Annotated in this window: 16 protein-coding genes; 5 read left to right on the top strand and 11 right to left on the bottom strand. The window is 62.4% G+C overall.

Going from position 1 to position 18,774, the window contains the following annotated elements:
* Positions 1 to 10: 10 nt before the first annotated feature.
* Positions 11 to 1,408 (bottom strand): YdiU family protein, encoded by a 1,398-nt coding sequence (locus tag NHH73_17060; protein ID USX24336.1) that lies wholly within the window; start codon positions 1,406 to 1,408, stop codon positions 11 to 13.
* A gap of 274 nt (positions 1,409 to 1,682) precedes the next feature.
* Between NHH73_17060 and NHH73_17055 the strand changes: the two genes are divergently transcribed.
* Positions 1,683 to 3,311 carry a 3-(methylthio)propionyl-CoA ligase gene (locus NHH73_17055; protein USX29642.1) on the top strand — a complete coding sequence of 543 codons (1,629 nt, stop codon included), beginning with the start codon at positions 1,683 to 1,685 and terminating at the stop codon, positions 3,309 to 3,311.
* A 47-nt stretch (positions 3,312 to 3,358) separates the two neighbouring features.
* Here the strand turns inward: NHH73_17055 and NHH73_17050 are convergent, their stop codons facing one another.
* On the bottom strand, positions 3,359 to 4,474 hold the full coding sequence (locus tag NHH73_17050; protein ID USX24335.1) for an NADH:flavin oxidoreductase: 1,116 nt from the start codon (positions 4,472 to 4,474) through the stop codon (positions 3,359 to 3,361).
* Between the two features lie 100 nt (positions 4,475 to 4,574).
* Here NHH73_17050 and NHH73_17045 point away from each other — a divergent pair, with 100 nt between their 5' ends.
* Positions 4,575 to 4,964 (top strand): helix-turn-helix transcriptional regulator, encoded by a 390-nt coding sequence (locus tag NHH73_17045; GenBank protein USX24334.1) that lies wholly within the window; start codon positions 4,575 to 4,577, stop codon positions 4,962 to 4,964.
* 182 nt (positions 4,965 to 5,146) lie between these two features.
* Here the strand turns inward: NHH73_17045 and NHH73_17040 are convergent, their stop codons facing one another.
* The 8 genes from NHH73_17040 to NHH73_17005 form a co-directional block, all read right to left on the bottom strand.
* Positions 5,147 to 5,440 carry a hypothetical protein gene (locus NHH73_17040; GenBank protein USX24333.1) on the bottom strand — a complete coding sequence of 98 codons (294 nt, stop codon included), beginning with the start codon at positions 5,438 to 5,440 and terminating at the stop codon, positions 5,147 to 5,149.
* Positions 5,437 to 5,691, bottom strand: a complete 255-nt coding sequence (locus NHH73_17035; GenBank protein USX24332.1) for a hypothetical protein — start codon at positions 5,689 to 5,691, stop codon at positions 5,437 to 5,439. The genes NHH73_17040 and NHH73_17035 overlap by 4 nt, the downstream gene beginning before the upstream one ends.
* A gap of 57 nt (positions 5,692 to 5,748) precedes the next feature.
* On the bottom strand, positions 5,749 to 5,988 hold the full coding sequence (locus tag NHH73_17030; protein USX24331.1) for a hypothetical protein: 240 nt from the start codon (positions 5,986 to 5,988) through the stop codon (positions 5,749 to 5,751).
* Positions 5,989 to 6,734: 746 nt separating this feature from the next.
* Positions 6,735 to 7,430 carry a DUF4197 domain-containing protein gene (locus tag NHH73_17025; protein USX24330.1) on the bottom strand — a complete coding sequence of 232 codons (696 nt, stop codon included), beginning with the start codon at positions 7,428 to 7,430 and terminating at the stop codon, positions 6,735 to 6,737.
* 60 nt (positions 7,431 to 7,490) lie between these two features.
* The gene (locus tag NHH73_17020) at positions 7,491 to 9,032 is read right to left on the bottom strand and encodes a chemotaxis protein CheW (GenBank protein USX24329.1); all 1,542 of its coding nucleotides are present in this window, start codon (positions 9,030 to 9,032) and stop codon (positions 7,491 to 7,493) included.
* Positions 9,019 to 9,594, bottom strand: a complete 576-nt coding sequence (locus NHH73_17015; protein USX24328.1) for a chemotaxis protein CheD — start codon at positions 9,592 to 9,594, stop codon at positions 9,019 to 9,021. Before NHH73_17015 ends, NHH73_17020 begins: the two co-directional genes overlap by 14 nt.
* Positions 9,591 to 10,433 carry a protein-glutamate O-methyltransferase CheR gene (locus NHH73_17010; GenBank protein USX24327.1) on the bottom strand — a complete coding sequence of 281 codons (843 nt, stop codon included), beginning with the start codon at positions 10,431 to 10,433 and terminating at the stop codon, positions 9,591 to 9,593. The genes NHH73_17015 and NHH73_17010 overlap by 4 nt, the downstream gene beginning before the upstream one ends.
* A gap of 9 nt (positions 10,434 to 10,442) precedes the next feature.
* Entirely contained in the window at positions 10,443 to 12,140 is a 1,698-nt protein-coding gene (locus NHH73_17005; protein USX24326.1) for a methyl-accepting chemotaxis protein, read from the bottom strand.
* Between the two features lie 292 nt (positions 12,141 to 12,432).
* Between NHH73_17005 and NHH73_17000 the strand changes: the two genes are divergently transcribed.
* Both NHH73_17000 and NHH73_16995 read left to right on the top strand, forming a co-directional pair.
* Positions 12,433 to 14,520, top strand: a complete 2,088-nt coding sequence (locus tag NHH73_17000; protein USX24325.1) for a 3-hydroxyacyl-CoA dehydrogenase NAD-binding domain-containing protein — start codon at positions 12,433 to 12,435, stop codon at positions 14,518 to 14,520.
* 205 nt (positions 14,521 to 14,725) lie between these two features.
* A complete protein-coding gene (locus NHH73_16995) occupies positions 14,726 to 15,373 on the top strand; it encodes a PEPxxWA-CTERM sorting domain-containing protein (protein USX24324.1) in 648 nt (215 codons plus the stop codon).
* A 329-nt stretch (positions 15,374 to 15,702) separates the two neighbouring features.
* Here the strand turns inward: NHH73_16995 and NHH73_16990 are convergent, their stop codons facing one another.
* Positions 15,703 to 17,400, bottom strand: a complete 1,698-nt coding sequence (locus NHH73_16990; GenBank protein USX24323.1) for an MHS family MFS transporter — start codon at positions 17,398 to 17,400, stop codon at positions 15,703 to 15,705.
* A gap of 191 nt (positions 17,401 to 17,591) precedes the next feature.
* Between NHH73_16990 and NHH73_16985 the strand changes: the two genes are divergently transcribed.
* Positions 17,592 to 18,770 carry an acetyl-CoA C-acyltransferase gene (locus NHH73_16985; GenBank protein ID USX24322.1) on the top strand — a complete coding sequence of 393 codons (1,179 nt, stop codon included), beginning with the start codon at positions 17,592 to 17,594 and terminating at the stop codon, positions 18,768 to 18,770.
* Positions 18,771 to 18,774: the final 4 nt, after the last annotated feature.

Below are 18,774 nucleotides of genomic sequence, written 5' to 3'. Positions count from 1 at the left end.
ATTGGCTCGCTTAAGAAGAACAGCTGACTTCGAGATGGCTTGCCCAGTCAGGCGGCAAAGCGGCGTAGTGGTCGTGCTCGGGCTGTTCGTCGAATGGGCGCTGCAATACCGCCAGCAGGCGCTCCACCTCGGAAAAGTCCTTGTTTTGCGCTTTTTCGATGGCCACTTGGGCCAGATAGTTACGCAGCACATATTTGGGGTTGATTTTGTTCATCGCAAGCTGGCGTTGGGCATCGTCGCTGGCCTCGGCTTGCAGGCGCTTGCGGTATTGGATGGCCCAAGCATCGAAGGCCGGGCGGTCGATGAACAGGTCGCGCAGTGGTTCGTCGCCGCTGGCGTCGGCCGCCTTCAAGCCGCCCAGTTTGCGGAAGAAGAGGGTGAAATCGACGCCATTGGCTTGCATAAGCGCGAACATAGCGTCGAACAGCGCTCGGTCGGCGTCTGCATGCTGCTCCAGCTGGGTCAGACCCAGCTTGGCGTGCAGCAGCTCGTCCAGCTTGGCGGCGAATGCCGGTTGATACACATCAAGCGCCGCCTGTGCGGCCTCGACCTCGCCGATCAGCGGCAGCAGCGCCTGGCCCAGCGCGTAGCAGTTCCAGTGGCCGACCTGCGGCTGGTTGCTGTACGAGTAGCGGCCCTGCTGATCGGTGTGGTTGCAGATATGGCCGGGATCGAAGGCTTCCATGAAGCCGAACGGGCCGTAATCGATCGTCAAGCCCAGGATCGACATATTGTCGGTGTTCATCACGCCATGCATGAAGCCGACCGCCTGCCAGTGCGCGATCATGTGGGCGGTGCGGATGCTGACTTCGCGCAGCAGGCCGACGTACGGGTTGTCTTCGGCGCGCAGCTCCGGGTAAGACCGGTCGATGACGTAGTCGGCCAGGATTTTCAGCTCGTCCGGCTTGTTGCGGTAGAACCAGTGCTCGAAGGAGCCGAAGCGCACGAAGCTGGGCGCCATGCGCACCACGACGGCCGACGTTTCGACCGTTTCGCGCATCACGCCCTGGTCCGAGCCGGCAACCGACAACGCGCGCGAGGTCGGAATGCCCAGCGCATGCATCGCTTCCGAGCACAGGAACTCGCGGATCGACGAGCGCAACACGGCGCGGCCATCGCCCATGCGGGAATAGGGCGTCATGCCGGCGCCTTTCCACTGCAGTTCCACCGGGCCTTCGGCGGTGGCCACTTCGCCGAACAGGATGGCGCGGCCGTCGCCGAGCTGGCCGGCCCAGACGCCGAATTGATGGCCGGAATAGACGGCCGCCAGTGGCAGAGCGCGCTCCGGCACGGCGTTGCCGATCAAAATGTCGACGTTATCGGCCAGTTGCGCGGGCGTCAGACCGATCAGCGCGGCGGCCGGCTCGCTGACGGCGACCAGATACGGTGCGGGCAGCGGGGTAGGCATGAGCCGGGTATAAAAAGCGGGCGGCAAGGACGCAAATGAATTGTCCAGCGGCAAATTGGAAGCAGTAATAGTCGTGTCCATTCAAGTAGGCTCGGCGGGGCTACCGCCGATGATTTGGTGATTTTACCGCAGGCTTCAGGTGCTGCATTGCAGCATCGAAAACCGTTGACGGTGCTTGTTCCGCCCCTCCACACTTGTTTGCATAAATAACCATGTTGCGGAGCGTGTCATGCAATTCCCGAGTTCGGAGAGTACGGCGGCTACACCGGCGCCGGTGATGGGCCAGATGATGAGCCAGCCCTTGCTGATCTCCAGCATTATCGAGTTCGCCGCCCGGCACTACGGTGGCAGCGAAATCGTCTCGCGCCGGGTGGAGGGCGACCTGCACCGCTACACCTTCCGCGAATGCCACCAGCGCGCCAAGCGGCTGGCGAACGCGCTGCACGGACTCGGCGTAGGGCAGGGCGAGCGGGTGGCTACCTTGGCGTGGAACGGCTACCGTCACCTGGAAGCGTACTACGGCGTGTCCGGTTCCGGCGCCGTCTTGCACACGATCAACCCGCGCCTGCATCCCGAGCAACTGGCCTATATCTGCAACCATGCCGAGGACCAGTATCTGCTGTTCGATTTCTGTTTCCTGCCACTAGTTGAGGCCATCGCTGCCCATTGCAAGACGGTCAAGGGCTTCATCCTGATGGGCGCCGCCGACCGCATGCCGGCCGAAACCAGGATCCCCAATCTGCTGTGCTACGAAGACCTGATCAGCGCCCACTCGGACGACTACGTCTGGCCGCAGTTCGACGAGAACACGGCCGCCACCTTGTGCTATACCTCCGGCACCACCGGCAATCCCAAGGGCGCGCTGTACTCGCACCGCTCGACGGTGCTGCACGCCTATGCGTCGGCCATGCCGAACGCGCTCAACGTCTCCTCGCGCGACGTCGTGATGCCGGTCGTGCCCATGTTCCACGTCAACGCCTGGGGGCTGCCGTACTCGGTGCCGCTGTCGGGCGCCAAGATGGTGTTCCCCGGCGCCGCGCTGGACGGCAAATCGGTCTACGAGCTGTTCGAGAGCGAGCGCGTGACGTTCTCGGCGGGCGTGCCGACCGTCTGGCTGGGGCTGATCAACTACGCGCTGCAGAACAAGCTGAAGTTTTCGACCTTCCGCCGCACGGTGATCGGCGGCTCTGCCTGTCCGCCGGCGATGATGAATACCTTGATCGACGAATTCGGCGTCGAGGTCATCCACGGTTGGGGCATGACGGAAATGTCGCCGCTGGGCACGACCGGCGGCTTGCTCAGCAAGCACACCGAGCTGCCAAAGGAGCAGCAGCGCGCCATCCTGCAAAAGCAGGGGCATGCGATCTTTGGCGTGGACATGAAGATCGTCGACGACGATGGCAAGGACTTGCCGTGGGATGGCGTCAGTTACGGTCACTTACTGGTGAAAGGGCCGTGGGTGCTGGCGAGCTACTTCAAGGGCGAGGGCGGCGATATGCTGGAGGACGGATGGTTCCCGACCGGCGACGTCGCCACCATCGACGCCGACGGCTTCATGCAGATCACCGACCGCAGCAAGGACGTGATCAAGTCCGGCGGCGAATGGATCGGCACCATCGACCTGGAAAACGTCGCTATGGCGCACCCGGCAGTAATGCAGGCGGCGTGCATCGGCGTGGCGCATCCGAAGTGGGATGAGCGGCCTTTATTGGTGGTGGTGCTGCGGCCCGGACAGCGGGTGAGCCGCGATGAACTGCTCGCTCACTTCACCGGCAAGGTCGCCAAGTGGTGGTTGCCGGATGACGTCGTGTTCGCCGAGGCTTTGCCCGTCGGCGGCACCGGCAAGATCCAGAAAAATAAACTACGCGAGCAGTATCGGGACTACCAATTGCCCACAGTTTAAATGCTGGCGCCGCGCCCGCTCATTGCCGGGCGCGGCTTGGGGGCGATTTAAACGACTGCGGCGAGCGAGGCAGGGTCGAAACCTTTGAGGTTGTCGAACTGGCCGGCCTCGATCTTCGCCACCCAGTCGGGATCGGTGAGCAGGACGCGGCCCACCGCGATCAGGTCAAATTCCTCGCGTTCCATCCGTTCGATTAGCCGGTCGATACTCATCACGCCAGAGCCCTTGCCGGCGAACGCATTCAGGACGTCGCTGTCAAGTCCGACCGATCCCACGCCGATGGTGACCGCGCCGGTGAGTTTCTTGGCCCAGCCGGCGCAATTGAGCCCGTTCTCGCCGTCGATTTCCGGGAATTCCGGCTCCCAGAAACGTCGTTGCGAACAATGCAGCACATCGACGCCGGCCTCGACCAGCGGCAGCAGCCAATCCGTCATCTCAGTCGGCGTGGCGGCCAAACGGACGCTCAGATCCTGTTGTTTCCATTGGCTGATTCGCATCAGGATAGGGAAATCCGGTCCGACCGCTTTGCGCACCTCGGTGACGATCTCCCTGGCGAAACGCGAGCGCTCCTTGAGTGTGGCGCCGCCGAAGCTGCCGGTACGCAGGTTGGTGCCAGACCAGAAAAATTGATCGATCAAATAGCCGTGCGCGGCGTGGATCTCAACGGTGTCGAAGCCGAGGCGCTTGGCGTCGGCAGCCGCCTTGCCGAAGGCGGCGATGGTATCGGCGATGGCGCCGTCGCTCATGGCCTGGCCGCGAGGCTTGCCGGGGGCGTCGAGTCCGGAAGGGCTCTCGACCGGTTCCTCGGGTTCCCATTCGCTGGAGCGGGTGGCGCCGGTGTGCCACAGTTGCGGTCCCATGCGGCCACCGGCGCCGTGCACGGCATCGATCACGCCTTTCCATCCGGCCAGCGCGGGCGCGCCATGGAAGAACGGAATTTGAGGATCGTTGCGGGACGCCGGGCGGTCGATGACCGTACCTTCCGACAGGATCAGTCCCACGTGTCCGGCCGCGCGACGCTGGTAGTACGCGGCGCTTGCATCCGTCGGCACACCGTCGGGGGAGGCGGTGCGGGTCATGGGGGCCATGACAATGCGATTTTTCAGTCGCAGGGATTTGATGGTGAGTGGGCGGAAAAGCACGCTGGTATCGATGGATGACATTGTTTTAGCTCAATTGTGGTGGAAATTGAGATAGTATATGAATTATACTTAGAGTCAATTAGGTACCTTGAGGTGCCTAGGTATAGTCAAGGAAACCCCCATGCCACATAATCCGCTCAAACCCGCTGTTCAATGTTTTTCGGCCGACTGCCCGAGCCGCTCCCTGTTCGACCAGATTTCCGATAAGTGGTCGATGATGGTGCTCATCACCTTGGAGGATGGTCCTGTGCGTTTCAATGCCGTCAAACGGCGTCTGGAGGGCATTACCCAAAAGGCGCTCACGCAGTGCCTGCGCAGACTGGAGCGCAATGGACTGCTGACGCGCCACGTGATTCCCGTCTCGCCGATCGCGGTGGAGTATGCGATCACGCCGCTGGGACGCACGTTGCTGCAGCCGATGAAGGTGATGCACGGGTGGACGATGGACAATCTGGCGGCGGTGGAGGAGGCTCGCCGCGCCTTCGATCAGCGCGATGTCGATAAGGATTGACGCTTACGCTCCCAAAGTAGGCTTCCGCTCAGCGCCGTCTTGAGTGCAGAGGCGATTTGATCAATGATGGCGTCACACCGCTGGGAAGCGGCGTGGTCTCAATGGGATTCGCATTTTTCCACAAATTTCGATTATGGACACAAATTTTCAACCGACCATATCCGCGACTGCACGCGGCCACTTCAATCGATGCGGTACTTCTTTCCAACAGGCGCCGCTACTTCTTCGATACGAAACATCCCCGGGCCCGTCCAGGTGACTGCTTTGAAAGACCGATTGAGAATACCTTTCTCATTGAGCTCTCGCAGCAGTTCAGCCGGGGGCCAGCCAGCCGGTTCATCAACGAACGCGAAGCCGTCATCAATGAGTCGCGCCACCATCGATGCGAGGTCGACATCGTTGGTGAACTCGAACCGGGAGACCTGTTCACCAGACGTATGCACGCGGCCATTTTGAATCAGTGACACGTATTTCATAAGGCATTCTCAACCAGGTCAGCTAACTTGCTGAAAAAACCAATCGCCAGGTGGATGTCGTCTTGCGTGTCCCCATCCCACTCTTCGATAGTCGCCAGCTCTTCTCTCAGATTGTCGATGCGCGCACGAATCTCGGCCAACTCGGCAACGCCGCACTGCGCCACGATGATCGGGAGTTTCGCATCAGGAATGCGCTCCCAAGGCTGCAGTCCTTCTTTCGCCTGAAGTAAAAGATTTTGTAAGTGGCTCATATGATATCAGCCGTTGTCAGCGCTGCCTGATTGAATAAATTGTCGTAAAAATTGGGCTCATTGGAAAGTGAGTACGCAAGCTGCTGCTTCAGAACCCAATAAGACATTGACTTGGATGGAGGCAGCAGGCATCAAGTCCGCGTACTCGTCCGATAGATACGCGATTACCGCCTCATCCTCCCAAGGACCGAGCGAGGTCTTGAAGCCGGCGTAGCGGTACTGTATCTCACGCCATGAAGTGAAACGTTCCTTGGACACCAGCATCGCAGATTCGGTGTAAATAATATGTAGTTCCATAAACCGAGGCTGAGGTCATCGCTACGCGACATGAATAGGACCCACGATTGCGTGGCCTGATGAATTAAAGAAACTACCGCCAGCGAATCCATGAGGCTGGCGCTCGATATACGCTCGCGCGCTGGCAACAGAAACTTCAGCCATGCTCTCAGGGACAACCTGAACGCGCCACCAGCGTCCGGAGCGGCTGTACTGTGGTTCTTCAATCAGATACGTCAGCCACACAGCGCCGCACCGTTTGCATGTCGACAGAGAGACCTCTGCGCCGCGTGCATCCTCACCATTCTCGACGGTATCGTAATCCGTAAAATAAAATGGTGGACGCCGACATTTACATGAGATCTGCACCACGGCTCCTAACTTGAAAACAAGCGACAGCTGAAACATCCAGCATACACGTTTGGCTGCGTTTTCAGGGCAACGATCACTGGGTCCGCGCAGGCAACTATAGATGCATGCTGTAGACTTGATGGTAACGCAGTCTAAAACCGTGATGGCTGCGGTCTAACGCTGTCTATTCGGGCAGCGGGGAGTCTAATTCGGTTGAAAACTTTCATCGCAAAGGCGATTCCAGTCTAATCGAGCGGGCGCCACTGCCTCTTTTGGACTCAATTAGACCGCAAACGCGCGATTTAGACCGAAATAGACTAAGTCACGAAAAAAGGGACCGTGGCCCGTGCACTTAAATATGGCAGACTGGGCGCGATCATGCACGTTGTGCGAGAGCAGCGCTGCGCTTGTCAGCATTACTTAATCGCCCCAAACACCTTGCCAATCAGCTTGCTACCAGCGCCCAGCGGATCGGCACGAATAGCTTTCTCCTCCTCGCCAATCATCGTGTAGAGCCCATCCAGCGCGCGCTTGGTCACATAGCCCTCGACCGTCCGCTGGTCTTCCGACACCAGCCCCATCGTCGGCGCCATCGCCATCGTGGAATTGTATTGGGTCGACAGCTTGGAGCTGTCAGTGACCTTTTTGACGATCGGCAGGAACTGTAGCGCCAGCTTGGCCGACGTTTTCTCGCGGAAGAAATCGGTCACCGACGTCTCGCCGCCGGTCAGGATATTCTTGGCATCGGTCACGCTCATCGACTTGACCGCATCCATCAACAACGGCTTGGCCATCGGCACTGCCGCTTCGGCGGCATGGTTCATCTGTACCACCAGGTCGTCGAGTTTTTGCGCCTTGCCGGTCATTTGCAGCAGCGGACGCGCTTGTTCCAGGATCTTCGGCAGCTTGATACGCACCTTCTCATTATTCAAAAAACCGTTCTCGGCGCCGAGCTTGGCCACCGCCAGGCTCGAGCCTTGCTCCAGCGCCGCCTTCAAGCCGCCGGTGGCGTCCTTGTTGGTGAGGTCGGACAGGGAGAGGGCGAAGGCGCTGGCGGCAACCAGCCCGAGCGGGAGCAGCGCAAAGGCGCGAAGGGAAGTAACGGCGGACATGATGAACCTCGATAAAAAACCGGCGGCCGCCGGCACCCCGCTACTGTACCCGAGGCCGTATCAAGCCGCCAGTGCGGGCATTTCGCGCGCCAGACGCTGTAGCAGGCGGTCGCATTCGAAAACGCTGAGCGTCTTGTGGCTGTCGCCTTCGCCTTCGATGTCGATCACTTCCTCCATCTCGCCGCGCGGGCCGTCGTTGACGCTGCTGTTGCGCATCATCTTCGGCGCGGTGAAGCGGCGGTTGTCGTTGACGGTCATGATGTTTTCGACCGCGTCGACGAGCAGCCCGTAGCGGTCCTGGCCGCGCTCGATGACCAGGATCTTGGCCTGGCCCGTCTGCGGGGCAGGCGCCATCTGGTACAGGCTGCGCAGGTCGATCACGCTGATCATCTGCTGGCGCAGGTTGAGCATGCCGCGCATGAACGGCGGCATGCCGGGCGCGTGGGTGACGGCGTCGGAATAGTCGATGATCTCGCGCACTTGCTTGATCTCGACCGCATAAGTGTTCTCCAGCGCGAAAGTGATGTAGACCTGGCGCTGGTTGCGGCGCGCGTGGCCGTCTTCCTTCGCTGCGGCACCCGACTCGTCCTTCGGATACAGGTTGGCGTGGCCGGTGCGCATGGCCACGATCTCGGCGCTCGACAGGATCTGGCGGTGCTCCAGCAGGATGATGTCGCCCAGATCCGGCTTGGAGATGCAGCCGCCGAACATGCCGGCGCGCGCCTTACCGAGCATCGGGATCGGCATGATCTCCTCGCTGAAGAAGTTGACGATGTTGTCGACCGAGTCGACCAGGAAGCCGATGGTGGCGTCGTCGATGCGGGCGATCACCACCCGCTGGTCCGGGTGGACCACGCGCTCGGCCGGCGGCGAGGAGGTGGCGCCAGGCGTCAGCAAGGTGTGGAAGCACACCACCGCCACCGGGCTGCCACGGAAGTTGATGCGGCCCAGGCACAGCGCGCTGTTGAGCACCGAGGCCTGGATCTCCGGCACGCGGATGATTTCCTGGATCGCGCCCATCTCCAGCGCGAACGACGAGCTGCCGACGCGGAAGCTGACGCATTGGCGCCGCTCGCCCTGGTGCCGGCGCGCCGCCTGGCGGCCCGCGCCTTGCAGCGCCAGCACCTGCGGCACGTTTTCGATGCGCGCCAGCGCGGCCGGGTCGAGCACTTGCAGCAGCCGGGCGCCGTCCTCGAGCAGGATGGTGCCGGCCACCACGCCGTGGCTTTCGCCGGACGCGTAGCTCAGCGTGCTGCGCTGCTCCGGGCGCACGCGCAGGATTTCGCCGGTGGCGTGGAACAAGAGGCCCACCAGCACGCCGTCGTAATCGAGGATGGCGATCTTGTGCGACGGCTCGGCGGCCGGCGCGGCGGGGTTGAACACGCGGCCCAGGTTGACCACCGGGATCACGCTGCCGCGCAAGGTGAAGATGCCTTCCAAAAACGGCGGCGACAGCGGCAGCGCGGTCATCTTGTCGGGGAAATTGACCACTTCGCGGATGCACAGCGCGGGCAGGGCGAATTCGTCGGGGCCGAGCACGAAGGAGCCGAACAGTTCGGTCGGGCCGGCGGCGGCCGGCGTTTTTTGTTCAAGCATGTGCATGGTGGCGTTCCCGGGACTGGGGGGCGATGTCTTCGATCTGGTAACTGCAGGTGGCGCAATCGACGGCCAGAGTCCGTCCGGTCTTGCCGCCGACGCGGCAGTCCAGCACGTTCAGGCCGTACAGTTTGAGATATTTGCGGGCGGCGTCGGCGTTTTGCTGGCCGATCTGGAAGCGCGACGAGCAGGCGTCGAGCATCATGCCGCCGCCGGCCACCACCACCACGATGTCGGCGTAGTCGGCCGTGGTGGCGCCCATCAGGCGCAGCAGCGATGGCACCGCATGGCTGACGTAGCGCGCGCCCGGTTCGGTTTGCGGCATGGCCGCCTCGGCCAGCAGGCAATGGGCCAGGCCGCAGCGGCCACGTTTTTTCCACAGGAAGGCGATGCCGACGCAGGAGCCCAGCAGGACCTTGAGTTGTTCGGTGCGGCCGCCGATTTTCAGTTCGCCGATGCCAACGTGGCGGAACGGACCGGCGATGCGGCCGGCTGCGTCCTCCGGACCGTCCCAGGTCAAGGCTGGAAGGACGGCGGCGCCGCCGAGGGTGGAATGGAGTGAGATCATGGTTGGCTACCCAGCGTATAAATCAACGGCCGCTCGAACTGCCAGGCGGTATCGAGGCCTGTCATCGATTCGGATTCGCCCAGGATCAACCTGGCTTGGGGCGCCATACTGTGGCGGACTTGCTGGAGTACGACCTGTTGGTGTTCCTGGTCGAAATAGAACAGGACGTTACGCAGGAACACGAGGTCGAACTTCTGGTGCGTGAACGGCGACGGCGGCCGCAGCGGCTTGAGCAGATTGTGCTGGGCCAGCGTGACGTGCCGTTTGAGCGCGTCGACCACTTGCAGGCCGTCGGCGCGCGCCGTGAAATATTTAGCGACCCAATCCGGGTGCGAGGCCAGCAGGCGCTCCACCGAGCGCCCCGCGTAGTCGCCGGCGCGTGCCTGCGCCAGGATCTGGCGCGAGATGTCGGTGCCCAGTATCCGGTAGCGGAAGCCCGGCGCCAGCGCCGCGAACTGGTCGCACAGCATGGCGATCGAGTACAGCTCCTCGCCGCTGCTGGCCGCCGCCGACCACACCGTCAGCGTCTGGCCCGGATGCTCGCGCCACCAGCGCGGCAGGAATTCGCTTTCAACGTAGTCCCACACGTGCTGCGTGCGGAAAAACAGCGTGTCGTTGGTGGTGACCAGGTCGATGAAGTGCGGCACCTCGGCGTGGTCGTCGCGTACCTTTTGAACGTACGCCTGGTAGCTGCCGATGTCGAGCGCCAGCATCCGCGGCCGCAGGCGCCGCTCCAGCAGCACGCTTTTGCGGTCGCTCATGGCGATGCCGGTGTGCTCGCGCACCAGCGCGATCAGCGCCGACAAGGTCGCCGGTTGGATGCCCGCGCTGTTGTCCACTGGCGCGCCTTAGACCACGAAGCCGGAAACGGTTTTGTTCAGGTCGCCGGCGCGCTCGTTCAAGCCCTCGGTCGAGCGGGCGATGCTGTCGCAGGCGGCAGCGGTCTTCTCGGCCTCCTCGGCGATGTATTGCACCGCCGTGCTCACCTCGCGCGCCGTGAGCAGCTGCTCGTTGGTGGCCTTGGAGATGTCCGAGATGGCCATGGTCGTCTTGGCCACGCCGGCGACAATCTTGTCGAAGGCGTCGCTGGCCTGGCGCGAGATCTCGCTGCCGGCCGAGACGCGCTTGACCGATTCGTTGATCAGCTTGGAGATTTCCTTGGTCGCCTGCGAGGAGCGCTCGGCCAGCTTGCGCACCTCGTCGGCCACCACCGAGAAGCCCAGGCCGTGCTCGCCGGCGCGGGCGGCCTCGATGGCGGCGTTGAAGGCCAGCATATTGGTCTGGTTGGCGATCTCGCTGATAACCTTGACGATCTCGCCGATGTCCTCCGACGAGCGGTTGATCAGGTCCATCGCCTCGATTGACTTGGCCACCGCCTTGGCGCCGGCCTCGGCCTCGCGCTGGGTGTCCTTGGCCAAGGTGTCGGCGTTGGAGGTGTTGCCGGCGATGATGTCGATCGAATTGGTCAGGCCGTCGATCGAGGCGTTCATCTCCTCGACGGTGGCGCCCAGCGCCTGGGTGCCGTTGGCCACGCCGCCGGAACGGTCGGCGATGGTGGTCGAGGCGTCGGCGAAGCCGTTGGCCGAGGCCACCACCTCGCCGATGACCTTGCGCAGGTCGGCGATCATCTTGCTGATGCCTTCGGCCAGATGGTCGAGCGGCTCGTCGCCCTCGACCGCGATGTTGCTGGTCAGGTCGCCTGAGGCGGCGCGCTCGACCGACGCGAGCAAGCGCTTGATCTTGGCGCCGTCGGAGGCCGCCTGCGCGGCGACCGAATTCTCCAGGTCCACCTGCGCGGTAATATCGCTGGCGAACTTCACCACCTTATAGGGCTTGCCATTCAAATCGAGAATGGGATTATAAGTAGCCTGTATCCATACTGTTTTGCCATTATTGCCGATCCGTTTATAACGGCCGGCATCGAATTCGCCGCGATTGAGTTTTTGCCAGAAACGTTTATAGTCCGACCCCGTCGCATATTCCGGTTCGCAGAACATGCGGTGATGCTCGCCGCGAATATCGTCGATGGTGTAGCCCATCGTGCTGAGGAAGTTGTCGTTGGCGCACAGCACGTGGCCGGTCATGTCGAATTCGATCACCGCCTGCGCCTTGGACATGGCGGCGACCTTGCTCTCGTACTCGGCGTTCTTGATCTTGGTGTCGGTGATGACGGTGGCGAACTTGATGATCTTGTAGGCCTTGCCGTTGGCGTCGATGATGGGGTTGTAGGACGCGGTGATCCACACTTCGCGGCCGCCTTTGCCCATGCGCTTGTAGTCGCCGCGGTCGTATTCGCCGCGGCCGAGGCGCGCCCAGAAGTCCTTGTACTCGGCCGTTTTGACATACTCGGGGTCGCAGAACATGGCGTGGTGGCGGCCTTGGACTTCGGCCAGCGTGTAGCCGACGGTGGCCAGGAAATTCTCGTTGGCATGCAGGATAATGCCTTCGAGATCGAATTCGATCAACGCCTGTACCCGGTTCAGCGCGGTATTAATCGCCGCCAAATCCTGATCGCCCGATTGAATCGCCTGTGTATGCGCATCCATAGAAATCCTATATATAAGGTAATAATAATGGGTAGATAATGTTGTGCGCTGATGGCATCGGCGGCGCGGCTTTATATTATTTCCCTTAATCAAGTTGGAAGACAAGCTGAGCCATTAGTTTTGCGTCGCGCCGTGTCACATATTTTCCACTCGGGGCGGCAGTTTCTCCGCGTTTAAAAGCGTGGCCGCCGCATTCAAAAGCGGGCGCCCGCCGGCGCGATTTTCCGGTACGATCGTTCTTTTTTGCGGTATAGTTGGTTCGTTCCGTTTCACACAACAATAAGGAAGAGACATGACCGCTGAATATCACGTCCACGGCGCTGTCGCCGTTGTCACCCTCAACAATCCGCCGGTCAACGGCCTGGGCCTGGCCACCCGCACCGCCGCCGTCAAAGGCATCCAGCAAGCACTGGCGGACGACGCGGTCAAGGCGATCGTCATCACCGGCGCCGGCAAGGCGTTCTCGGGCGGCGCCGACATCAAGGAATTCAATTCGCCCAAGGCGCTCGCCGAGCCCAGCCTGCACACCCTGATCGCCACCGCCGAAGGCGCGACCAAGCCGGTGGTAGCCGCCATCCACACGGTCTGCATGGGCGGCGGCCTGGAGCTGTCGCTCGGCTGCCATTACCGGGTCGCCATGCCGGGCGCGCAGATCGCGCTGCCGGAGGTCAAGCTCGGCCTGCTGCCGGGCGCCGGCGGCACGCAGCGCCTGCCGCGCGTGCTGGGCCTGGAGATGGCGCTCAACATGATCGTTTCGGGCACGCCGGTGGCGTCCGAAAAGCTGGCCGGCACCGCCTTGTTCGACGAGGTGTTCGCGGCCGATGCCGACCTGCTGGCCTCGGCGATCGCCTTCGCCGAAAAGATCGCCGACGCGCGTCCGCTGCCGAAGGTGCGCGAGCGCAAGGTCGACTACCCGAACCACGAAGCCTTCCTGCAGTTCTCGCGCAACACGGTCAAGGCCATGGCCGGTCCGTTCCCGGCGCCGCTCGAGTGCGTGGAGACGGTGGCCGCTTCGGTGACGATGAAGTTCGACGACGGCATGAAGTTCGAGCGCGAGCGCTTCATGCACCTGATCGGCACCACCGAATCGAAGGCGCTGCGTCACGCCTTCTTCGCCGAGCGGGTCGCCAGCAAGGTGCCGGACGTGCCGGCCGATACGCCCACGCGCGCGATCAAGCAGGCGGCCGTGATCGGCGCCGGCATGATGGGCGGCGGCATCGCCATGAACTTCCTCAACGCCGGCATCCCGGTCAAGCTGCTGGAGACCAAACAGGAGACGCTGGACAAGGGCCTGGCCACCATCCGCAAGAATTACGAAAGCACGATGAAGAAGGGCAAGCTGACGCAGGAGAAGTTCGACCAGCGCATGGCCCTGGTCAGCGGCACCCTGGCCTACGAGGACATCGCCGAGGCCGATATCGTGGTCGAAGCCGTGTTCGAGGAGATGGGCGTCAAGGAGGCGGTGTTCCGCCGGCTCGACGAGGTGATGAAGCCGGGCGCGATCCTGGCCACCAACACCTCGACCCTGGATGTCGACCAGATCGCCGGCTTCACCAAACGGCCGCAGGAAGTCGTCGGCACCCACTTCTTCAGCCCGGCCAACGTGATGAAGCTGCTGGAGATCGTGCGCGGCGCGCAGACCGGCAAGGACGTGCTGGCGACGGCGCTGGCGCTGTCGAAAAAGCTCAAGAAAACCGGTGTCGTCTCCGGCGTGTGCGACGGCTTCATCGGCAACCGCATGATCGAGCAGTACAGCCGCCAGGCCGGCTTCCTGCTGGAGGAGGGCGCCTTGCCGGAGCAGGTCGACAAGGCCGCCGAGAAGTTCGGCTGGGCCATGGGGCCGTTCCGCATGGCCGACCTGGCCGGCAACGATATCGGCTGGGCCATCCGCAAGCGCCGTTATGTCGAGAAGCCGGAGATCAGTTACTCGAAGACCGCCGACCTGCTGTGCGAGATGGGCCGTTACGGCCAGAAGACCGGCGGCGGCTGGTATGACTACAAGCCGGGCGACCGCAAGGCCTACCCGAACGCCGAGGTCGACGCGATGATCGTCGCCCACTCGGCCGAGCTGGGCATCACCCGCCGCAAGATCGGCGACCAGGAAATCGTCGAGCGGCTGGTGTATGCGCTGGTCAACGAGGCGGCGAATATCCTGGAGGAGGGTATCGCCCTGCGCGCGTCCGACATCGACATGGTGTATCTGACCGGCTACGGCTTCCCGCTGTTCCGTGGCGGGCCGATGTTCTACGCCGATACCGTGGGACTGCCAAACGTGCTGGCGGCCATCAACAAGTATGCGCAAGGGCGCCACGGCGAGGCGTGGCAGCCGGCGCCGCTGCTGGTTCGGCTGGCCGGCGAGGGCAAGGGTTTCAATAGCTGATCACCGCGCAGTTGTTGTCAGATGCTCACATGCAATAAGGAAAATTTAATAGCCTGTGAGCATTTTACTTAAAAGCTGAGTATAATTCTCGAAAGCACAATTTCATCGAAGCCCTAAAAAACGGTTCGAGTCGCAGCGTGAACAGCTTGGCATCCCCATCGATGCCCCACGTTACCACCCAACCATCCACTATTTAGAGGCATAAATGAAACGCACCATCATCTTCGCAGTACTCGCCATCAGCGCATTCTCGACCGCCCAGGCGGCCAACATCAACGGTCTGTTCAACACCGGCATCGGCGCCAACGGCACGGCCGACGCGCACTACACCTTGAGCGCGGCCAGCAGCGACACCGCGATCGCCAACACCGTCCCGGTCATCACCTACGACAACCAATGGCCGATCAGCCCTTGGATGACCAACGACAGCACCTCCAAGTGGATCACGCCGACCAGCAACCAGGCGCAAAGTTTCGACGCCTGGAGCGCCGGCACCTACACCTACTCGCTGTCGTTCGACCTGAGCGGCTACAAGGCCGGCAGCGCCGGCTTCAGCGCCCGCATGGCCGCCGACAATTCGGTAGTGGTGCTGCTGAATAACCAGCAGATTTCCAGCGCCAGCGGCTTCATGGGCTGGAGCGACTTCGCCTCGAACGGCGGCTTCGTCGACGGCGTCAACAAACTGGACTTCGTGGTCACCAACTGGGCGCAAAACAGCGGCAACCCGACCGGCCTGCGCGTCGAATTCACCAACAGCACCGTCGCGCCGGTGCCGGAGCCGGAAACCTACGCCATGATGTTGGGCGGCCTGGCACTGGTGGGCGCCATCGCGCGCCGCCGCAAGTCAAAATAATAACAAGTGGGTTCAGCCTTGGGGCCGCCAGCGATGGCGGCCTTTTTTTTGTCCCGCCTGAGCCGCACTAAACCACGTAGGGCGGATTTGCGGGCGAGGCCCGCCAATCCGCCGGGGGCCCATCGAAGGAGCGTCCTCCTGCCGGAGGACTTGAGAGCGAAGCGTAATCCGCCAATGCGTGCTCCGTTGGCGGCTCACAAACGGCGGATTACGGCGTGCCGCCTAATCCGCCCTACGTGGTTTAGAAGATTTTCGGCGTGACCTAAAACAAAAAAAAGGCCGGGTCCGCTTAGCGGAACCCGGCCTCTTTGCGCCTCAGCGCGCCAGCATTAGTCGTTGGCGTAGATGTTGTTGTCCTTGGTTTCGCGGACGAACAGCGCGCCGATCACGGCGGTGATCAGGGCGATGACGATCGGATACCACAGGCCGTAGTAGATGTCGCCCTTGAACGCGACCAGCGCGAACGAGATCGTCGGCAGCAGACCGCCGAACCAGCCGTTGCCGATGTGGTAAGGCAGGGACATCGAGGTGTAGCGGATGCGGGTCGGGAACATTTCAACCAACATCGCGGCGATCGGGCCGTACACCATCGTCACATACAGCACCAGGATGAACAGGATCGCAACGATCATCGGCTTGTTCATCTGCGACTCGTCGGCCTTGGCCGGATAGCCGGCGACCTTGATCGCGGCAGCCACCTCTTTCTTCAGCGCGGCTTCGGTCTTCTTGCTGTCGGCGTCGAAGTTCAGGTTGTCAGGCGTCATGACAGCGTTGAACGATGGCACTTCCTTGTCGCCGATCTTGATCTTGGCGACACTGCCGGCCGGTGCCGCTTCCTTGGTGTAGGCGACCGACGCGTTCGACAGGATGCCGGTGGCGATGTCGCACGACGATGGGAACTTGGTGGTGCCGGTCGGGTTGAACTGGAAGTGGCACGATGCCGGATCGGCGACGACCACCACTGGCGAGTTCTTCAACGCGGTCTCCAGCGCCGGGTTGCCGTAGTGGGTCAGCGCGCCGAACAGCGGGAAGTAGGTGGCCGCGGCAATCACGCAACCGCCCAGGATGATCCATTTACGACCGATCTTGTCCGACAGCATGCCGAAGAAGATGAAGAACGGCGTGGCCAGGGCCAGCGAGATCGCGGTCATGATGTTGGCGCTGGCGCCGTCGATCTTGAGGGTTTGCGTCATGAAGAACAGCGCGTAGAACTGGCCGGTGTACCACACCACCGCCTGGCCCATGGTCAGGCCGACCAGCGCCAGGATCACCACTTTCAGGTTTTTCCACTGGCCGAACGCTTCGCTCAGCGGCGCTTTCGAGGTCTTGCCTTCGGCTTTCATTTTGGCGAAGGCCGGCGATTCGTTCATCGACAGGCGGATCCACACCGAAACACCCAGCAGCAACACCGACACCAGGAACGGCACGCGCCAGCCCCAGGCGTTGAACGCTTCCTCGCCGACGGCGGTGCGGGTGCCCAGGATGACCAGCAGCGACAGGAACAGGCCCAGTGTCGCGGTGGTTTGAATCCAGGCGGTGAAGGAGCCGCGCTTGCCGTTCGGTGCGTGCTCGGCGACGTAGGTCGCCGCGCCGCCGTACTCGCCGCCCAGCGCCAGGCCCTGCAGGATGCGCAGGACCACCAGGATGATCGGCGCGGCAATGCCGATGGCCGCGTAGCCGGGCAACAGGCCGACGATGAAGGTCGACGCGCCCATGATCAGGATGGTGATCAGGAAGGTGTATTTACGGCCGATCATGTCGCCCAGGCGGCCGAACACGAGCGCGCCGAACGGACGCACGATGAAGCCGGCGGCAAAGGCCAGCAGCGCGAAAATGAAGGTGGTGGTGGGGTCGCCGATGAAGAACTGCTTGGCGATGATCGACGCCAGCGCGCCGTACAAATAGAAATCGTACCATTCAAAGACCGTGCCCAGCGACGAGGCGAAAATCACCTTGCGTTCTTCCGGCGTGATCACCGTCGATTTGGGCGGATTGCGCAGGTCTGCGGTGCCTGTTGGGGTTGCCATATATGTCTCCTGTAATTATTTGAACTTCACTAGCCGCGATAGTTATTACTCCGTCAGCTTGAATGCAGTGTGGCCGCCGAACCTTACGTCATGCTTGCTTCAAACTTACGCCAAACTGACAAATTGAATTAAGAACGGTCGTACTAAATATGCTATTCTGGCCCGACTAAAATAATCCACAGGAGATATCCATGATAGATGCCGTCATCGTTTCGACCGCCCGCACCGGGCTTGCCAAATCCTGGAAGGGCGCGTTCAACATGACGCACGGCGCCACCCTGGGCGGCCATGTGTTGCAGGCGGCGATCGCGCGCGCCGGCATCGAGCCCGGCGAGGTCGAGGACGTGCTGGTCGGCTGCGCCAATCCGGAAGGCGCCACCGGCGGCAACATCGCCCGCCAGATCGCGCTGCGCGGCGGTTGCCCTGTCACCACCGCCGGCATGACCATCAACCGCTTCTGCTCGTCGGGCCTGCAAACCATCGCCACGGCCGCGCAAAGCATTATCGCCGGCGAGGGCGATATCTACGCCGCCGGAGGCGTCGAGTCGATCTCCTGCGTGCAGCAGGAAATGAACACCCATATGTATAAGGAAGTGTGGCTGTCCGAGCACAAGCCGGAGCTGTACTGGCCCATGCTGCAAACGGCCGAGACGGTCGCCAAGCGCTACAACATCAGCCGCGAGCGCCAGGACCAGTACGGCGTGCAAAGCCAGCAGCGCGCCGCCGCCGCCCAGGCCGCAGGGCTGTTCGACGCCGAAATCGTGCCGATGACCACGGTGATGGGCGTGGCCGACAAGGAATCGGGCATGCTGCTGAGCCGCGAAGTGACGATCTCGGCCGACGAAGGCATCCGCGCCGACACCACCTACGAAGGCGTGGCCAAGATCCGCAGCGCCGTGCCGGGCGGCGTCATCAGCGCCGGCAACGCCAGCCAGTTCTCCGACGGCGGCTCGATGGCCATCGTCATGAGCGCGCAGACGGCCGCCGCCAAGGGGCTGGCACCGCTGGGCATCTTCCGTGGCTTCGCCGTGGCTGGCTGCGAACCGGACGAGATGGGTATCGGCCCGGTGTTCGCGATTCCCAAGCTGCTCAAGAAGGCCGGGCTCAAGGTCGAGGACATCGGCTTGTGGGAATTGAACGAGGCCTTCGCCGTGCAGGTGCTGTATTGCGCGGACAAGCTGGGCATTCCGATGGACCGCCTCAACGTCAACGGCGGCGCCATCGCCGTCGGCCATCCGTACGGCGTGTCGGGCGCGCGCCTGACCGGCCACGCGCTGCTGGAAGGCAAACGGCGCGGCGTCAAATATGTGGTGGTGACGATGTGCATCGGCGGCGGCCAGGGCGCTGCCGGCCTGTTCGAAGTGGTCTGAGCCC

Source organism: Oxalobacteraceae bacterium OTU3CINTB1, from assembly GCA_024123955.1.
Lineage (GTDB): Bacteria > Pseudomonadota > Gammaproteobacteria > Burkholderiales > Burkholderiaceae_D > Rugamonas.
Note: the sequence above shows the minus strand (reverse complement) of the source record. Positions and strands in the feature narration are given on the sequence as shown.